A 17,918-nucleotide genomic window follows, 5' to 3' on the forward strand; every position below is an offset into this window, starting at 1 on the left:
CCATAGTTAAATTATACCAAAAAAATACGCCATTCTCTTATGAGTTTGACGTATTTTTATTTGTGAGGCTATTTCTTATTCGTTACAGCCTCTTTCACTTTATAGAAAGGAAGGGATAAAGTTGGAAAAGATACTTATCATATTTTACGTATATGCATTCTTAATCGGTATATGTATTGCCAGCTTTATCAACGTCGTGATTTGGCGCGTACCTCAAGGTTTGTCTGTGGCAAAGGGTAGATCATATTGCCCCAATTGTCATCATACATTAGCGTGGTATGATTTATTTCCTATTTTCAGTTATCTCCTTTTGAAAGGGAAATGTCGTTATTGTGGTGTTAAAATTCCCATGCGAGATACGATCATAGAATTTCTTGGTGGTGGTGTAGCAATCTTTTGCTTTCATCGTTATCAATTCACATGGGATACCCTTATCATCTTCTCTGTTATCATGATTTTTTTGGCAATAACAATGATTGATTTTGATACGATGACTATTCCAAACGGTCTTATTATCGCATTGGTAGTACCGGCTGTTCTGATGACTATTTTACATCCTGAAATCACGTTGCTTGAAAGAGGTATTGGCTTTTTTATCGTATCCTTACCAATGTATCTTTTAACTTTAATGATTCCTGATTGCTTTGGCGGTGGGGATATTAAATTATTGGCTGTTTCAGGTTTTATGATTGGATGGAAAGGCATACTTTTAGGAGCATTTATTGGTGTTTTAACTTGTGGCTGTTATGCAAGTTGGTTATTGATAACTAAAAAAACACAAAAAGGCGCACATATTGCGTTTGGTCCTTATTTATGCTTTGGAATTGTGGTATCATTAATGTATAGTGAATTTATCATACATACGTATTTATCTATGTTTGGTTTAAAATAAACGAGGTGACGATCATGGCTACGTTTAAATATACTGCAAAAGATATGGATGCAAAAAAAATAACCGGCAAGATGGAGGCAAATGATCGTAAAGAGCTTGCCGCTTTTCTGCGTAGTGACGGCAAATTTTTAATAGAATGTAAAGATGTTACGAATATTGAAAAAAACACTTATAAACTAAAATTGAAGGAATTATCAGATTTCTCACGTCAATTAGGAACGATGATAGGCTCTGGAGTAAGTTTAATACGTGCGATTTCAATCTTAGTGCAGAGACAAAAAAATCCTAAAATCAAAGCTATTTATACAGATATCTATCGAAAGCTGCAACAGGGTATGACATTATCATATGCTATGGAAGAGCAAGGAAAAGCTTTTCCAGAATTAATGATTAATATGTATCGAACTGGTGAAACCAGCGGTCAAATGGAACGTGTTGCGATGACGATGGCTTTACAATATGAAAAAGATAATCGAATAAAAGGTAAAGTACGTAATGCGATGATTTATCCTATTATTCTGATATGTGTTACGATTTTTGTTGTAATTGGAGTATTCACCTTTATCATTCCAAGTTTCTCTAAGGTCTTTAATGGTATGGAACTTCCTATGATCACCAAAATTGTAAATGCAATCAGTGAAGCAATGCTTGCTTATTGGTATTGGATGCTTATTGGTGTGTTGTGTATGGTGGCTTTGATTGCAGGTATGTTGCGTGTTGAAAAAATACGATACAAAGTGGATCAAATGAAATTGAAATTTCCTAAATTAGGTAAATTATTAGGAACGATTTATACATCAAGATTTGCCAGAAATATGTGTTCCTTATATACAAGTGGGATATCTATTATTAATGGCTTAATGATCGTAAAAGATAATATTGGAAATAAATATATAGAATCACAATTTGATCAAGTTATTCGCATGGTACGTAATGGCACTTCTTTATCTCAAAGTATTCAAAAAATTGATGGTTTTGATGCAAAATTAGCAAGTTCTATCTATATTGGCGAAGAGAGCGGTAAGCTAGAGGATATGCTATCATCATTAGCAGATGATTTTGACTATGAGGCAGAAATGGCAACACAAAAAATGGTTGCTATGCTAGAACCAATTATGATTATCTTTTTAGCACTTATCGTATTATGTGTTATGTTATCAGTATTATTACCAATCTATCAAATGTATCAGAATCCAACAATTGGATAAAGATGGGAGGAAGTAGCATGGGAAAGGAAAATGTTATTTATATATCTTCACATGGAGTACAGCTAATCAGCGGCTCTAATGATAAAGAAGATATGATCAAAGTGGATGCTTTCCGCGAATATCCGTTAGCAGAAGGTGCTATGATTAATGGTGTTATCACGGATGATACCCCTATTTTGGAAATCTTAAAGGAAATGAGAAGTAATGGGATAACGACTGCCAGATTGTTGATAGACAGCGGACAGATTCTTACCAAAAATGTAGATGTACCTATTTTAAAAAAGAAAGAATTACTGCAAATCACAAGAGATGAATTATCAGATATTGAAGGCAGTTATGAAGATTTGGTATATGATTACTGTGTGTTACGTCCCAAATATGAAGATGGCAGAAAAGGTGGAGAAATTTTATGTTGCGCGATTGAGCGAAAACTGTTAGCTTCTTATATAGAACTGTTTGAAAATGCAGAAATCACTTTAAAAGGGATTGATATTTCTGTAAACGCATTGCAAAAGTTAACAAATGAATTAGTTGATATGGCGGATAAAACCTATGTGATATCTGTTATTGATGGAAATAATGTATCCAGTTATTTATTTGAGAATAACCATTATACCTTTTCAAATCGTACACGTTTATTTTCTGATCGAGGAACTTATGAATTTATTATGGAAATGAATAGTAATATCTCACAATTAATACAATTCAGCAAATCGAAACGGAGTCAGTATACTATTGAAACGGCTTATTTTTGTGGCTTAGATGATGAAGAAGAACAAAAGGTATTTAAGAATATAAGGGAAAATCTTGATATTGAAGCAAAAGAATTTCCCAATTCAAAAATTATATACATAACAGATAAAAGTAGAGAAAAGGCATTTCAGTTACACGATTATGTATTTACTGTCGGATGTCTGATTAGAAAGTGAGGTGTACCTGAAATGGCAAGTAAGCTTAGTAAGAAAGATATTGATTTGCTTTCTGCTTATAAGCAGAAAAAAGAAACACCTAAATATACAGGGGCTTTAAAGTATGCGGCATTACCATCAGGTATGCTGATCGTAGTTTTAGCTTTATTTATTTACTTTACGTTATCAAATCATCAATTAGAAAATGAAACAGAAGATTTAAAGCAACAAACTACAAAAATACAAGAACAAATCGCGAATGATCCTAACCTAGAACGCTATAATTCCTTACAAACAGTAAAAAGAGATATTGCTGCTTATAAAAAATTTAAAAAAGATATTCAATCCTATCCGGAACTTAGTCAGGATACTTTTGATAAAATTTTATTGGCAAGTGATGTAGATATTACTGTTACTAGCTTTAATTATACAAGAGAATCGCAAATTGTTACCCTGCAAATCGAAGGCACGAATGTAAACTCCACGGAACAATTTGTGAGAAGGTTAAAAAATACCGATTTATTTGCGATGGTTAATTATTCTGGATATGTACAGAATGAAAAAATACTTGCAAACAATGATACTGTAAGTAAAAAGCAAGACGCTACAGATAATAAACAGACGAATAAGAATGTAAGTGATGCTCAGGCATTGATGGAACTTTTAGAAAATTTGAATAAGACACAACAACAAGAAACAATTAAACAACAACCAGAAACACAGAAAGTTTATACTGCGACTATTCTGTGCACATTGAAGTAGGTGATGAAACATGAAACAGACATTAACAAAACGTGAAAAAGTATTGTTGTATATATTATTATGTATCATCATCGTTGTAGGTGGATTCTTTTATTTAATTATGCCAGCGATGGAAAAACATACGGTTTTGCAAGCAAAAAAAGATACTGCAGAAATGGAATTGATTAGTACAAAAGCATCTATTCCACGATATGATGATCTTGATAAAGAAATAAAAGAGGCTAGCAAAGAGTTAAAAGCGATAAAGGCAAAATTTTATGACAATCTGAAAAAAGAAGATGTTGATAAAATAATCACGAAATTAGCTATGGATCATTATTTAGAACCAACAAGCTTGAGTATTACAGATGTTAGTGAAGAAGAAATTCTTAATTATAAGGAAAGTTTAAAAGCCATTGAGAAAAAAGATGAAAATAAAAATGAGGACGGTACAAAAGAAAAAAAGAAAAACATCCTCAAAGTGTATAACATTTCATTAAGCGTAGATGGAACTGTCTTAAATTTGCAGAATATGATAAATGATGCGAATAAAATGAAATCTTTAAAAGTGGCAAGCGTGAATTACAATAGTGTCATTTCAAAAGATGAAAAATCAAATAGCATGATGGTAACTTTTAAATTATTTATGCTGTCATAAAGTAGGAGGTGAGAATATGAAAGACAATAAAAAAGGCTCAGCTTTATTATGGGCAATTGTTGTCGTTATGGTTCTTGAGATTGTTATTGCAGCCTCAATGACGATTGCATATTCTTACTATAATCGCTCAGTTGAAAAGAATATAGAAAGGCAGGCCTATCTTTCTGCTAAGAGTGTTGTGACAAATGTTACAGAAAATATTCTGAATAAAAATTCAGATTATATAAAGTTAATTCCAGATGGTACAAATAGTGTGACTACGACGATCAATGACGTGGTGAATGGTAAACATACATTCCCAGAAGCATTAGGTAAATTAAAATTATTGACATTGAGTGTTTCTACTAAAACGGTAGATGATGTTGAATATGTCTTTTTAACGATTAGTGGAACTGTAACTTATGCTAGTAAGACATGTACCATAAGTGCGGATTTAAAAAGACTTGTAACTGAATCAAATAAAAATTGGACATTGATTAAATATTATGAAGGCAGTAAAGAAGTTCAATTACCATATAATATTCAAACAGGTAAGGATACATATGATTCTATTGATACAATTTTCACTTATTTTAAGAATGGTGATAAAGCGGCAATGCAAGAAGAGTATAAGAAACATGGTATAAGCGTAACAGATGGATTAACATTTAATAACGATAAATTACGAATTTATATTTATCAAGTGCTTATGAATGGCTCTTCACCAAAGTTGAATATGGATGAGTTTAACTTGCCAAAATCATTAGCTGGTTCGCAATTATATGCTCATGTAATGTTTGGTGTAGTAGATGGCGAGCCTGTCTGTTTCATCTATGCAACGGCAACGGAAAGTGGTGCTGTTTCTGATTGGAAACCAATTTTAGTTTTTGATCCAATTACGCAACACTGGTATTTTAGAGTAAATCAATGGGGGAATAATGATTATCTTAGCATGGCACAATTGAATAGTGGGACTCCCGAAAATAGAAGAATTATATATGATAATTTAGTAAGTAGCTTTGTAGAAGAAAATATAGCAGACAAATAGCTTAAAATGAGAAGGAGGTTATAGGTATGAACAATAAAGGTGTTACATTAATTGAAATGATTGTCGCTATCTTGATTCTGTCTATTTCCTCTATAACGATTGCGGCAGGGTTCAATGGTGTTATTCAACGAATGGGCAAAGCTGCTAAAGTTAAAACAGCTAGCAATGAGATGTTTTCCTTTATCGAAGGCAATCAAGAAGTTAAAGATAAAGTAAAGGTGAATAAAAAAGATCAAGATGCCTCTTATATATTGCATGCTGATAATGGTGTTGATGATATAGAAGTACAAGCTACCTATAATGAGTATACAGGTACAAACGGTGCAGATATCGTTTTAAAAGCAATCACTAAAATTAAACAGAGCACCACTCCGTTAAAGGATTTTGATGTATATAAAGATAGTGTAAATATAGGAAATGATCTATATGCTACATTAAATGATAGTGAAACAAAGAGTTGTGGATTAAATCAAAGTACTTGTAAAAGAGATGGCTATAATGATCATGTTTTTAAAAATTTAAAAGATACTTATCAAATTCAACCATTTCCAAATGAACTATTGCCTTCTGAATATAAAAGCCAATCATTTTATATAAATGCGTTTTATGCTTGGGAAAATAAGACGATATCAACAAATTGTAGTAATGAAAAGTTGATATATTTATCGACAACTAATAAATATTATGAATATTCTCCTTATGAATTAAATGTCGATAATATTTCAATTATTTATAATTATTTAGATAATAAATGGTATTGTAAGCCTTCCAATATTACAGTTGCGATTGTTTATGATGATAAGATGTTTAGTGGCGCTTATTATCATGACACTTATATATCTGTAAATGGGGCAACAGAACAAAGGTATGATGATTTTCAGGATTTTATACATAAAGAAGTGAAGAAACAAAATTCAGGTTGGTATGTCTTAGATCCTGATGAGAACTATGATGGTGAAAATATTGATGATTGTTGGATTTCAGTAAATTCATGATGACGTTAGGAAGGAGAAATAACTATGAAGTCAAAAAAACTTAATAATAAAGGCTTTACTTTAATGGAAATCATTGTGACTTTGCTTATTTCTTCTTTAGTTATGATGATTGCTGGTTCTTTAATTTTGAACTCTCTAGGGTATTTTAATAAAGCTGCCACAACAGATGCGGATAAACAATCTTTAGATCTATTGGCGGATTTCGTAAGAGATCAGCTGTTATATGCAAGTGATGTAAAGGTTTTAAAAAGTAATGAAGAAAGACCTGAGGGAAATGATTGGAAATGGCTTTATGTCAAAGATGGTAGATTAATGCTCGGTCATGTTGACGCAACAGATAGTGAAGCATATAATGATGATTTTTATAATAGACGAATATTAGAAATAAGTGCTAAGGGTTTTAATGAAAATCGACTTGATTTGAAATTCATTTATTATAAGAATAACGATAGCGAGAAAAAAGAAGTATATAAAACTTCAACAACATTAGAACTTTTGAATATGGAACATAATAAAAATGCAAATCCTCTACAGGCGGAAACAAAAAATTTGACAGACCATATTATTTATTACCGCAATGGTGAATTTGAAAATAAAGAATCTAGTGGCGGTGGTGAAGAAGAACCGGATGATACAGATTATGATGGAACTGTTGGAGGGGAAATCGCTTGTAAGAATGAATTAAATACCGCAACTCAGTGGGTAGCAAGGGGAACTTATAAAAAAGGAACTTTTGTTGAATTTAAAGGTACTTGGTATAGGGCAATAGTAGATGTCGAAAATGATGATTCTGATCCACATACGAATGATAAAGGGCAATGGAAAGCTATTATGACAGGCTGGCAAGTTACAAGCTCTTATGAAAAAGGCGATGTTGTTGAATTTCCAATAAATACGAAGTTTTATTATAGAAAAATTATTGATTATAATCCTGCTCACAGAGGTCAAATTTATAATCCAGACCATCGAGATGTATGGGAACCTATCAAAAAGGAAGATATACAGCCATTAAAATGTAAAATTATTGAAGATACTCCTACAGATAACAGCAGTAAAACGGTAGCAAGTGAATATGAACGTTGCCCAAGTAATGTTTTGGAATGGGATAGTGGAAATAAACTATATCCAGGAGAATATGTAAAATATAATGGACAGTTATATCGCTGTATTAGTAATGAAGAAATCAACTGGGGACATGCTCATCAATTACCACCAGGTACAATAAATAGTCAGAAATATTGGAAAAAGATCAGCGAGGATTTTGATGAATACAGTACGTATTTTAAAGGAGATATAGTTAAAGATACAGATGGAAAATATTATCAATTACTTACAGAAAATACGACAACAACACATCATCCTAGTCTTGTTCCTGCAGTGTGGAAATTAATTGATATTGATGATGTTTCAATTACCACTCCATCATGTAGAACTTCATGGTTATAAATTATTTTATAACCTACTCATTACTTCCCACCTAAATGTAGAAGAAGTAATCATTATCATAAAAAGGAGGACGCACTCTTATGAAAAATATACCAATAGGTGAAGTGTTAAAAGAATATGGTTATATCTCTGAAGAACAACTTCAAACAGCACTTGCCGAGCAGAAGAAAGATCGATCAAAACGTTTAGGTCAGCATTTGATTGATTTAGGCTTTATCAGCGAAAAACAGATGTTAAAAGCATTGAGTGATAAGTTAAATGAACCATTGGTTGATATGAACAATGTAGAAATCGAAGTCGATGCCGTAGCAAAGATTCCAAAGACTTTAGCATTAAAGTATGATCTGATTGCGATTTCTGAGAATAATGGACGCTTAACGGTGGTTACCAGTGATCCATTGAATTTCTATGGTATTGAAGATGTACGATTAGTTACAGGTATGAATCTTGCTATATGCTTAAGTGAAAAGAAAGAAATTCTACGAGCGATTGATTATTATTATGCGGAAATCAAGGCACGTGAAGCTGCCAGTGTGGCAAATGAAAATGTTGTTTCTTTTGAATTTGATGAAAGTGAATTATTTAATTCTGAAGAAGATGATACACCGGTTGTTAAACTGTTTAGCTCTTTGCTGACAAGAGGGTATAATGCAAATGCAAGTGATATTCATATTGAACCATTTGAAGATAAAACCATGGTACGTATGCGTATTGATGGAATGATCATTGATTATGTTCAGCTGGCAAAGAATCTACATCAATCTCTTATTGTGCGTATCAAGATCATGGCAAATATGGATATTGCTGAAAAACGTGTTCCTCAGGATGGTCATTTTGTTACGACCTTAGAAGGTACGAAGATGAACCTTCGTGTATCTGTTATTCCTACAGTGTATGGAGAAAAGGCCGTTTTACGTTTTTTAAATAGCAATACGCCAATTCTGAATGATACTCAATATGGTATGAATTTAGAAAATTATCAAAAGATGCGCAAGATGATGGAAATGCCGCATGGTATCATATACTTAACCGGGCCTACCGGAAGCGGGAAAACAACGACGTTATATATGATTTTGGAAACTTTGGCAAAACGTCAGGTAAATATTTCAACGATCGAAGATCCTGTGGAGAAAAACATTGAACGTGTCAATCAGATGCAGATTAATAATGCGGCAGGCTTGACCTTTGAAAAGGGATTGCGTGCATTATTGCGACAGGATCCCGATATTATCATGGTTGGTGAAACACGTGATGGAGAAACCGCTTCTATATCTGTCAGAGCAGCAATCACCGGACACTTGGTATTAAGCTCTTTACATACCAATGATGCAATTAGTACGATTGTTCGTTTGCAGGATATGGGGGTAGAGCCGTATATGGTAGCCAATTCTTTAATTGGTAGTGTTTCACAGCGTTTGGTTAGAACAATCTGTCCACATTGTAAAGAAAAGATACGAACAACGGCGCTTGAACGTGAAGAACTTGGTGAAGATGTCGAATATATGTATCGTGGAGCAGGATGTCATCAATGCAACCAGACAGGGTATAAAGGCAGAACCGCAGTGCATGAAATTATTTTGATTGATAAAGAAATGCGACGTATGATATCCAGTCATAAAGATATTGATGATATTTATGCTTATGTGAAAAAAAGTCAAAATTTAAGAACGCTGCGTGAAGAAACAATACAGCTTGTGAAAGATGGTTTAACAACGATTGATGAATTACGTAAAATCAGTGTATACTCTGATTAGGAGGCTTTATGAATCAATTACTTGAAGAAGCTTTGCAATATGCGCGTGAGAATGGATGCAGTGATTTACATTTGAATGTAGATGGTCCGGCAATGATTCGTAAAAATGGAAAGCTGATTGAATTTCCTAAACAGTTTGATAATGCACAAACAACAGAAATGATCTTATCCATGTTGAATGATTTGCAAATGGAACAGTTGAAACAGGGAAAAGATATTGACTTTACGTATGTTGATCAAATGCATGAACGTCAACGTGTGAATGTATATCGACAACAAGATAAGTTAGCAGCGGCTATTCGTATTATTGATAATCGTATTCGTTCCTTAGAGGAATTGATGCTGCCGGATGTTCTTAAAAACTTAGCAATGGAACCACGTGGTTTGGTACTTGTGACAGGTCCTACCGGAAGTGGGAAATCTACCACATTGGCAGCTATCATGCAGTATATCAATGAGCGTAGAGATTGTCATATCTTAACGATTGAGGATCCAGTAGAGTATTTATATGAACGCTCGAAAGCTTTGATTCATCAACGTGAAATCGGATGTGATGTTGATTCCTTTGATACGGCATTACGCAGTGCAATGCGTGAAGATCCGGATGTTATTTTAGTTGGAGAAATGCGTGATTATGAAACGATAGCAGCAGTAGTTACTTTGGCGGAAACTGGACATTTAGTATTTTCCACCTTACATACGATTGGTGCAGCTAAAACAATTGATCGGATCATTGATGTGTTTCCTCCTCATAAACAGGAACAGATCCGTATGCAAATATCAGGAATCTTACGTGCGGTAATCACACAGCAATTACTTCCAACACTAGATGGAAAAGGCAGAGTAGCTGCTTTGGAAATCATGGTTGGAAATGATGCGATTAGCAGTATGATTCGTGATAATAAGGTACATCAGATCAATTCGCAGATTCAAACAGGGGCAAAAGATGGCATGCAGACATTGAATTTTGCGTTAGCTAAGCTTGTGCGTACACAGAAAATTGGGTTGGATATTGCGGAGAAATATAGTGATGATGCAAAAGAATTACGTCAGTATTTAGGCATGTGAGAAATCATGTGCTTTTTTTGTTGCTGTAAGAATTTACAGATGTAGATATAAAAACAAAAAGCAGATCCGTCCTTTTTGTTTTCGGTGTGCTATAAAAGAAATTAGAGAAACTATTAGGATAGATGTGTTTTTAAAGTGGACCTATGTAGGGAAAGGAGGTTGAGAAAATATTATTTTACATAGTTAAAAGCATATAAGTGGAAATGATTTTGCGAAATTTTCTCAAAAATGAAGTTGATATATTGAAAAAAATTTAAATAAATTATATTATAATAACTAATAATAGTCCAAGAAAGAGGACTTGGGTAATTGTGTTGCTTAAGTGCTAGAGAGTAAATTTTCAAAATAAGTGATGAAAGGAGATTGAAATATGACGACTAGTGAAGCTGAAGAATTGATTACAATTTTAAAAAAATTGTTAGCAAAAAAGTTCGAAATTCCTAATATCGGATATGATAAAGAATATGAAATACAAGGTATAGACAATCCTAGATTCAAGTTCTTCTTTATTATTAATAGGAAGGTTCGAATTAGTAATAAATGTACATATATAGTACGTGATAAAAATACTGGAATTAATTTGTTGCGTTTGGATATAGGAAATGTGGAGCATAAAAACCCTAACGGCGAAAGAATTCAAGGACCTCATCTTCATATTTTTAAAGATAATTATAATACTAATAATAACATACCTTATGCTATTAGATTTGATATAAATGATCCATCTTTAGTTGCTAATTGTGTAGCTTTCCTAAAAAAGTTTAATGTAATTGAATATCCTACGATTGTTGAACAAGCAGTTTTATTTAATTAAATTATGAAGTATACTTATTATGAAGGAGGTGGTATTTGTGAATATCAACGAATTAATAAACGATTATTATAATTTTATAAAAAATAATATTAAAGTAAAAGAAATAAATGGTTTTCATGAAATTACGACTCCTTTTTTGGATCATTTTAATGATTATATACAGGTTTACATAAGTATTAATGGTGATGAAATAACCATAACTGATGATTCATATACTATAAGTAATTTAAGAGCTGGAGGACTTTCTTTTTCAGAAAAGAGAATTATTTTAATAGAAAAAATATGTGCACAATTTGGGATGAAATTAGAAGAGGATGAAATATTTGCAAGAACTAGTAGAGATGATTTTGGAGCGAAACTTGATGCTATATTACAATGCATTGTTAAAGTAGATGATTTGTGTTATACATCTAGAGAAAATGTTGCCAATTTTTTCAGTGAAGATGTAAAAGAATATTTTTTGAAAAAAGAATTGTATTTTACGGAAAATGTTTCTTTAGTCGGTAAATCAGGGTTCCCATTTTGCTTTGATATGTCATTCCAACGCACTAAATTAAAACCCACACGTTGGGTTAATATAGTGAATAAGGCTTCGAAAACAAATTGCATTGCCACCTCATTTGGATGGGATGATACTGCAGCATTGCGAGACGAAAATGAGCAAATGTTTGTCATTATAAATGATAAAAATCCAATAGACAAAGGTGTTATTGACGGTTTTAAAAACTTAAATATAAATCCAATATACTGGAGTAATATAGAAGAAAGCTTAGATTTATTTACAAATTAATAAAAGTTTAGTTATTCAAAAGGAAATATAGTAATTATTCTATTGAATAAGAACAGCATTTTTACTCTAATAAAAAAATATATCTAGTTTTACCATCTCTTTTTTTCAGTATCGTATAACTACTGGTTAAACAATAAACATGATGATTCAGAGATAATGCATTTTTTATCAAACATGAAAAGTTATTTATACCATTGTAAATTGTCAGATTCTATGAATATTTTGAGAATGTATATTACTAAACTTTTCGTCATAATACAAAGATATTATTTGGAATAGATACCTTACTAGAGGTATCTACACAAAAACTTAGAAATGGTAAAAAACAGCAACACTAAAGTTTAAACATTTGGCACACTAACACACTATTTTAGAGTGCCTTTTTTGTTGGTTAAAGAATTTAAAACATACAAAAAGCACACCCATCTTTTTTGTTTTCGGTGTGCTATAGGTGTGCTATAAAAGAAATAAGAGAAACTATTAGGATAGATGTGTTTTTATAAAGATTTTTCTATTATGGATCAATAACTGTAGGTGTTCTGCCAATACCTACTACTTCATTCACAAGACGTGTCCATGTTCCGCAACCACTTATGCCATCTGCTGTTAATCCATTATTACGTTGGTAAGCGATAAGAGCGGCGCGAGTATTACTTCCAAAGGCGCCATCCAATGTTTGTGTGCTATAACCTAAAGCATTTAAAGCATCTTGTAAAATGAGCACATACACACCTCGACTGCCTTGTCGCAGGGTAGGATAACCAGCACTGCACGCAGGAGTGCCATAACGTTTATCGAAATGAACCCATGTCGGTGTCATTGAAATAGGCTCTACATATACCCAAACACCTAGATTCTTTGCGACATTCCATATCCGATTTCGCTGTGTTTGCGACAACGCCTGACCGACATCAAAGGATACCCCTGCATAATGCTGGGACTGTCTGCCATGCCCGCCTTCCCATATACGTTTAAAGGCATAACGAAAGGGAATGGGAGCGCCATAAGATCGTCTTGTCGCGTTCCAGGATTCCATGGCAGCATTCGTCGTCCATAAAACATTAGAACGTGAAGAACCACGGAACTCACTTACCCGCATGGTATCACCATACACATATGGCATAGTGTCATTTTCACTCAAATCAAAAACTTCTAAAGCTTCGCTATATACATCATAAACGATAACTTTTGCCACATGAAGAACCTCCTTTCTTTCCACTTTATGAAATTTCTGGACAAATGGTATGGGGTAAATCCACAAACTTCCTTGAAAACAGTTACAAAGCAAAAATATTAGCTTATGCAGATATTGGTGATTTCTGAACTTGCTATATTTAAGTATCATAAACAAATCATACAAAAAAACATATATGTATAGATACTTTCCAAATGGAAATGACTATACTTAAATTGTAGATAAACATACAGAAGAGAGGAATATCATTATGAAACAGGAAAATGTAAAAAAACTCATTATCGCAACAAGTGTGGCAGCCGGCGCCGGTGTAGCCGCAGGCGTTGTAAAACGTATGCAAGAAAGAAATAGGGAAACTGCTCGTTGTAAAGTTTCATCAGGACGTGAAGGAGAGCGCCAAGCTTACTTAATTGGTGGAGGTTTGGCAACGATGGCAGCAGCTGCCTATTTACTGCAGGATGGTGGATTTCATGGAGAAAATATTCATATCATAGAAGGTTTACCGATCCTTGGCGGCAGTAATGATGGTGCCGGCAATATGCAAAACGGTTTTGTTTGTCGTGGCGGTAGAATGTTGAATGAAGAAACTTATGAAAATTTCTGGGATTTATTCTCAACGATTCCATCTCTCGATTGGAAAGGGAAAAGCGTTACAGAAGAAATTTTAAACTTTGATCATTTGCATCCTACGCATGCACAAGCACGTTTAATAGATCGCTATGGAGTAATTCAGGATGTTACCAGCATGCAGTTCAACAACACTGATCGGGTGTTGATGACAAAACTTCTGGCAACCCCTGAGGAAAAATTGGATAATGTGACCATTGAAGAATGGTTTGCGAACAGTCCTCATTTTTTTACAACGAATTTCTGGTATATGTGGCAGACAACATTCGCTTTCCAGAAATGGTCAAGCGCATTTGAATTCCGCCGGTACATGAACCGCATGATCTTAGAATTCCCACGTATTGAAACCTTAGAAGGTGTTACACGTACACCATATAACCAATATGAATCCGTTATTCTTCCTTTAAAGGCATATTTGGATGGCTTTGGTGTTGATTTTAGCATCAAGGCAGTTGTGAAGGATATTGATTTTAAAGAGGATGCCATTACAGTTACTGACATTCATCTCAATGAAAATGGCAAAGAGCGTACCATTCATCTAAATGAAGAAGATATTTGTATCATGACCAATGGCTGTATGACTGATAATGCTACTTTAGGCGACTATCATCACGCTCCAGCGTTTACCCCGGATGCCCCTATGAGTGGAGAATTATGGCGTAAGGTTGCTGAAAAGAAACCTTCACTAGGTGATCCAACACCATTCTTTGGCAAACCTGAGGAAACAAATTGGGAAAGTTTCACAGTCACGATGAAAGGTAATAAGCTGTTAAAGATGATTGAGCAATTCTCAGGGAATATCCCAGGCAGCGGAGCGTTAATGACATTTAAAGACTCTAGCTGGCTGATGAGCATTGTAGTTGCCGCACAACCGCATTTTAAAGCGCAAGATGCGGATACCACGATTTTCTGGGGCTATGGTCTCTATACCAAGGCAATCGGAGATTATGTTAAAAAACCTATGCGGGAATGTACAGGAGAAGAACTGTTGCTTGAGTTATTAGGACATCTGCATTTTGAAAAGGATACGAAGGATATTCTTGAAACTGTAGTGAATGTCATTCCTTGCATGATGCCATACATTGATTCCCAATTCCAACCACGTGCGAAATCTGATCGTCCACTGGTTGTGCCTGAAGGTTCTACAAACTTTGCGATGATTTCTCAGTTTGTTGAGATTCCAGAGGATATGGTCTTTACTGAAGAATACAGCGTCCGTGCAGCACGTATTGCTGTGTATACGTTGTTAGGCATTGATAAGAAGATATGTCCGGTAACACCATACAATAGAAATCCCAAAGTATTAGCAGTAGCAGCAAAAACAATGTTGCGTTAATAAAAAAAGACACCGGTGAAGCTACCCTTCATCGGTGTTTTCTCATGCAATGATTTGAATCTTTACATCATAGGTATGTGAAGATTGTTTGATATGTAGGATATAGTTGCCGGTTTTATCTGTGTTGACTTGGGACATGTCCATTTCTACTTTTTTGGGATTGGTGATGCCTTTTACATAATAAGTTGCTTTCTTTGGCAAGACTTCACCTTTATGAAAGGTAAAAACTTTTTGGCGGGCAGCCAAAGCTTTCCCATTGGCACCTACACCAATCATATAGATTAGTAACAATAGGACAACACCAACGCCTATATAAAACCAAGTCTGTTTTCTTTTCATCTTTATCACCATGCCTATTGTATCGCAAATAAGGGTAAAATACTATGATGAAATCGATGAAGCAAAAGAAATATGATGAAAGTACAAAATAAAAACGATGATAGGAATCATCGCTTATCGTTCTTAATGGAGCGGGTGATGAGAATCGAACTCACGTAGTCAGCTTGGAAGGCTGAAGTTCTACCATTGAACTACACCCGCATCTTGATTGCGTTAATAATATACAATATTTTTGTGAATTTGACAATACCTTTTTGTAAAAAAGAGCCATCTATATTCGCAAAAGAAAAAGCCATCCGGATAGATGGCTTTGAAAGGAAGCATGGTTTATTGGTGTGGTACAATATCGATGATACGATCAGCTAAGACAGAGAATGGCATGGTTTGTAACCATACTTTGCCCGGACCTTTACAGGTTGCCAAGAAGAAACCTTCACCACTTAAAAACTTATTTTTTAAACCTTTTACTGTTGTGATATCAAAATCCACATGCTCTTCAAACATCGCGATATAGCCTTGATCGATCTTTAACAGCTGTCCTGGTTGTAACTCCTTCTCGACAATATCACCATCAATTTCTAAGAAGGCAGTTCCCGGTCCTATCAGTTTTTGCAGGATAAAACCTTCTCCGCCAAAGAAACCGGCTCCTAAACGCTTACGGAAGAATGGTTGCAGGGTGACACTGTCTTCCGCAGCTAGAAAGGCTGTTTTCTGAATGATGATGCATTCTCCATCACCTAAGGTAATGGGTAAGATCTTACCGGGGAAACTAGAGCCAAAGGCAATCTCACTATTATCGTTGCCGGCAGTATAGGTTGTTAAGAAAATAGATTCACCAGCCATAGCTCGGCCTAATCCTTTTAGTAAACCACCACGTGTATTCGCATACATTTCAAATCCATCATCCATCCAGCACATGCCACCGGATTCGGTAAATACTTTTTCATCTTTTTGTAAATGACAAACAACAACCGGTAATTGCCCGCCTTCGATTTCATATTCCATTTTAAAAGCCTCCTTTTTTTTCATTATAACAAAGAATCAAACATATGAAAATGACTTCTTTACGAGTTGTATCTCCTTGCGTTACAATAAAGGAAAAGGAAGGTAACGTCTATGAAAAATATCGGTATCATGGGATTAGGAAAGATTTCACATCGTGTTGCAAAGGGGATTGCCTATGCACACAATGCACAGCTATATGCGGTAGCATCGCGAAATATCGCACACGCTCAAGATTTTCAAAAACAACATCCTTGCCCCAAAGCCTATGGGAGCTATGAGGGAATGCTGCATGATCCTCAGGTAGATATGGTGTATATCTGTACCCCTAATTATTTGCATTATACACATATCATGGCATGCTTACAGCATCATAAGCATGTAGTATGTGAAAAACCATTTGTTGCTAATCATGAGCAAGTAGTGGAGTGTTTTGCCTTTGCGAAAAAACAAGGATGTTTTTTAATGGAGGCAGAAAAAACGATTTTTACTCCTTTAAATCAGACCATTCAACAAATGATACAGGATGGAGCAATCGGGCAATTGAGCTATATTGAGGCAAGTTATGGTTATGATCTTGGTAAGGAAAATATGCCGGATGATTTTTGGGGCTATCGTCAAGAAGATGGTGGCTGTAGTTATGATGTCGGTGTATACCCATTGGTTTATGCAAACTTTTTTGCCAATAGCAGACTTGTGTCCTGCAAAGATATGGTCCATCTTACGCAAAAAGGATATGATGATTTTATGCAATGTTTATTGCAATATGAAAATGGCATCATGGCTAGTATTCGCAGCTGTTGGAATATGACAGTTGAAAATAAGGGGTTTTTATATGGAGATAACGGCTATATCGTTTGTGAAAATTTTTGGAAGAACACCGAGGCACTTCTTGTGAAAGAGGATGGGCAAGAGAAGATTCAAGTTTGTATGGAGAGTGATTTTACACCGGAAATCGAACATGCTGTAGATTGCATGGAACAAGGACTATTGGAAAGTCCGCTAATGTCACAGGCAGCCAGTATGGAGGTCATGCGGGTATTGGATCAGATCAAAGGAAGAACCTGTGTAGGAGTGAAATAAAAATAGATTGAATAATGAAAGAAATGATAGTAAAAT

17 protein-coding genes and 1 tRNA gene are annotated in these 17,918 nt (G+C 34.5%); 14 read left to right on the plus strand and 4 right to left on the minus strand.

The window, feature by feature from the left end; genetic code table 11:
- Positions 1 to 121 precede the first annotated feature (121 nt).
- The 12 genes from EDD61_RS08280 (at position 122) to EDD61_RS08335 (ending at position 12,300) form a co-directional block, all read left to right on the plus strand.
- On the plus strand, positions 122 to 892 hold the full coding sequence (locus EDD61_RS08280) for a prepilin peptidase (protein WP_008687975.1): 771 nt from the start codon (positions 122 to 124) through the stop codon (positions 890 to 892).
- A 14-nt stretch (positions 893 to 906) separates the two neighbouring features.
- A complete protein-coding gene (locus EDD61_RS08285) occupies positions 907 to 2,100 on the plus strand; it encodes a type II secretion system F family protein (RefSeq protein WP_008978525.1) in 1,194 nt (397 codons plus the stop codon).
- 17 nt (positions 2,101 to 2,117) lie between these two features.
- Entirely contained in the window at positions 2,118 to 3,029 is a 912-nt protein-coding gene (pilM, locus tag EDD61_RS08290; RefSeq protein WP_132224967.1) for a type IV pilus biogenesis protein PilM, read from the plus strand.
- A 12-nt stretch (positions 3,030 to 3,041) separates the two neighbouring features.
- Entirely contained in the window at positions 3,042 to 3,770 is a 729-nt protein-coding gene (locus EDD61_RS08295) for a GspL/Epsl periplasmic domain-containing protein (protein WP_117547516.1), read from the plus strand.
- A 10-nt stretch (positions 3,771 to 3,780) separates the two neighbouring features.
- Entirely contained in the window at positions 3,781 to 4,407 is a 627-nt protein-coding gene (locus EDD61_RS08300) for a hypothetical protein (RefSeq protein WP_132224969.1), read from the plus strand.
- 16 nt (positions 4,408 to 4,423) lie between these two features.
- Complete coding sequence (locus EDD61_RS08305; RefSeq protein ID WP_132224971.1) at positions 4,424 to 5,434, plus strand: hypothetical protein; 1,011 nt, start codon at positions 4,424 to 4,426, stop codon at positions 5,432 to 5,434.
- Positions 5,435 to 5,460: 26 nt separating this feature from the next.
- Positions 5,461 to 6,429 carry a pilus assembly FimT family protein gene (locus EDD61_RS08310; RefSeq protein WP_132224973.1) on the plus strand — a complete coding sequence of 323 codons (969 nt, stop codon included), beginning with the start codon at positions 5,461 to 5,463 and terminating at the stop codon, positions 6,427 to 6,429.
- 24 nt (positions 6,430 to 6,453) lie between these two features.
- Complete coding sequence (locus EDD61_RS08315; protein ID WP_132224975.1) at positions 6,454 to 7,875, plus strand: PulJ/GspJ family protein; 1,422 nt, start codon at positions 6,454 to 6,456, stop codon at positions 7,873 to 7,875.
- 80 nt (positions 7,876 to 7,955) lie between these two features.
- Complete coding sequence (locus tag EDD61_RS08320) at positions 7,956 to 9,629, plus strand: GspE/PulE family protein (RefSeq protein WP_008687984.1); 1,674 nt, start codon at positions 7,956 to 7,958, stop codon at positions 9,627 to 9,629.
- Between the two features lie 8 nt (positions 9,630 to 9,637).
- A complete protein-coding gene (locus tag EDD61_RS08325; protein WP_132224977.1) occupies positions 9,638 to 10,696 on the plus strand; it encodes a type IV pilus twitching motility protein PilT in 1,059 nt (352 codons plus the stop codon).
- A 370-nt stretch (positions 10,697 to 11,066) separates the two neighbouring features.
- Positions 11,067 to 11,510: a DUF6978 family protein gene (locus EDD61_RS08330; protein ID WP_132224979.1), complete on the plus strand. Its 444-nt coding sequence runs from the start codon at positions 11,067 to 11,069 to the stop codon at positions 11,508 to 11,510.
- Positions 11,511 to 11,547: 37 nt separating this feature from the next.
- On the plus strand, positions 11,548 to 12,300 hold the full coding sequence (locus tag EDD61_RS08335; protein ID WP_243642706.1) for a DUF1828 domain-containing protein: 753 nt from the start codon (positions 11,548 to 11,550) through the stop codon (positions 12,298 to 12,300).
- A gap of 514 nt (positions 12,301 to 12,814) precedes the next feature.
- On the opposite strand, the gene EDD61_RS08340 is transcribed toward EDD61_RS08335, so the two are convergent.
- Positions 12,815 to 13,495 carry a peptidoglycan-binding domain-containing protein gene (locus tag EDD61_RS08340; RefSeq protein WP_008687987.1) on the minus strand — a complete coding sequence of 227 codons (681 nt, stop codon included), beginning with the start codon at positions 13,493 to 13,495 and terminating at the stop codon, positions 12,815 to 12,817.
- Between the two features lie 250 nt (positions 13,496 to 13,745).
- Between EDD61_RS08340 and EDD61_RS08345 the strand changes: the two genes are divergently transcribed.
- Positions 13,746 to 15,458: an oleate hydratase gene (locus EDD61_RS08345; RefSeq protein WP_117547521.1), complete on the plus strand. Its 1,713-nt coding sequence runs from the start codon at positions 13,746 to 13,748 to the stop codon at positions 15,456 to 15,458.
- 42 nt (positions 15,459 to 15,500) lie between these two features.
- On the opposite strand, the gene EDD61_RS08350 is transcribed toward EDD61_RS08345, so the two are convergent.
- The 3 genes from EDD61_RS08350 to EDD61_RS08360 form a co-directional block, all read right to left on the minus strand.
- Entirely contained in the window at positions 15,501 to 15,797 is a 297-nt protein-coding gene (locus EDD61_RS08350; RefSeq protein ID WP_117547522.1) for a hypothetical protein, read from the minus strand.
- A 127-nt stretch (positions 15,798 to 15,924) separates the two neighbouring features.
- Positions 15,925 to 15,998: transfer RNA gene (locus tag EDD61_RS08355), tRNA-Gly, on the minus strand.
- Positions 15,999 to 16,124: 126 nt separating this feature from the next.
- Positions 16,125 to 16,802, minus strand: a complete 678-nt coding sequence (locus EDD61_RS08360) for a TIGR00266 family protein (protein ID WP_132224983.1) — start codon at positions 16,800 to 16,802, stop codon at positions 16,125 to 16,127.
- 111 nt (positions 16,803 to 16,913) lie between these two features.
- Here EDD61_RS08360 and EDD61_RS08365 point away from each other — a divergent pair, with 111 nt between their 5' ends.
- Complete coding sequence (locus tag EDD61_RS08365; protein WP_132224985.1) at positions 16,914 to 17,882, plus strand: Gfo/Idh/MocA family protein; 969 nt, start codon at positions 16,914 to 16,916, stop codon at positions 17,880 to 17,882.
- Positions 17,883 to 17,918: the final 36 nt, after the last annotated feature.

The sequence above is a fragment of the Longicatena caecimuris genome (assembly GCF_004341945.1).
GTDB lineage: Bacteria > Bacillota_I > Bacilli_A > Erysipelotrichales > Erysipelotrichaceae > Longicatena > Longicatena caecimuris.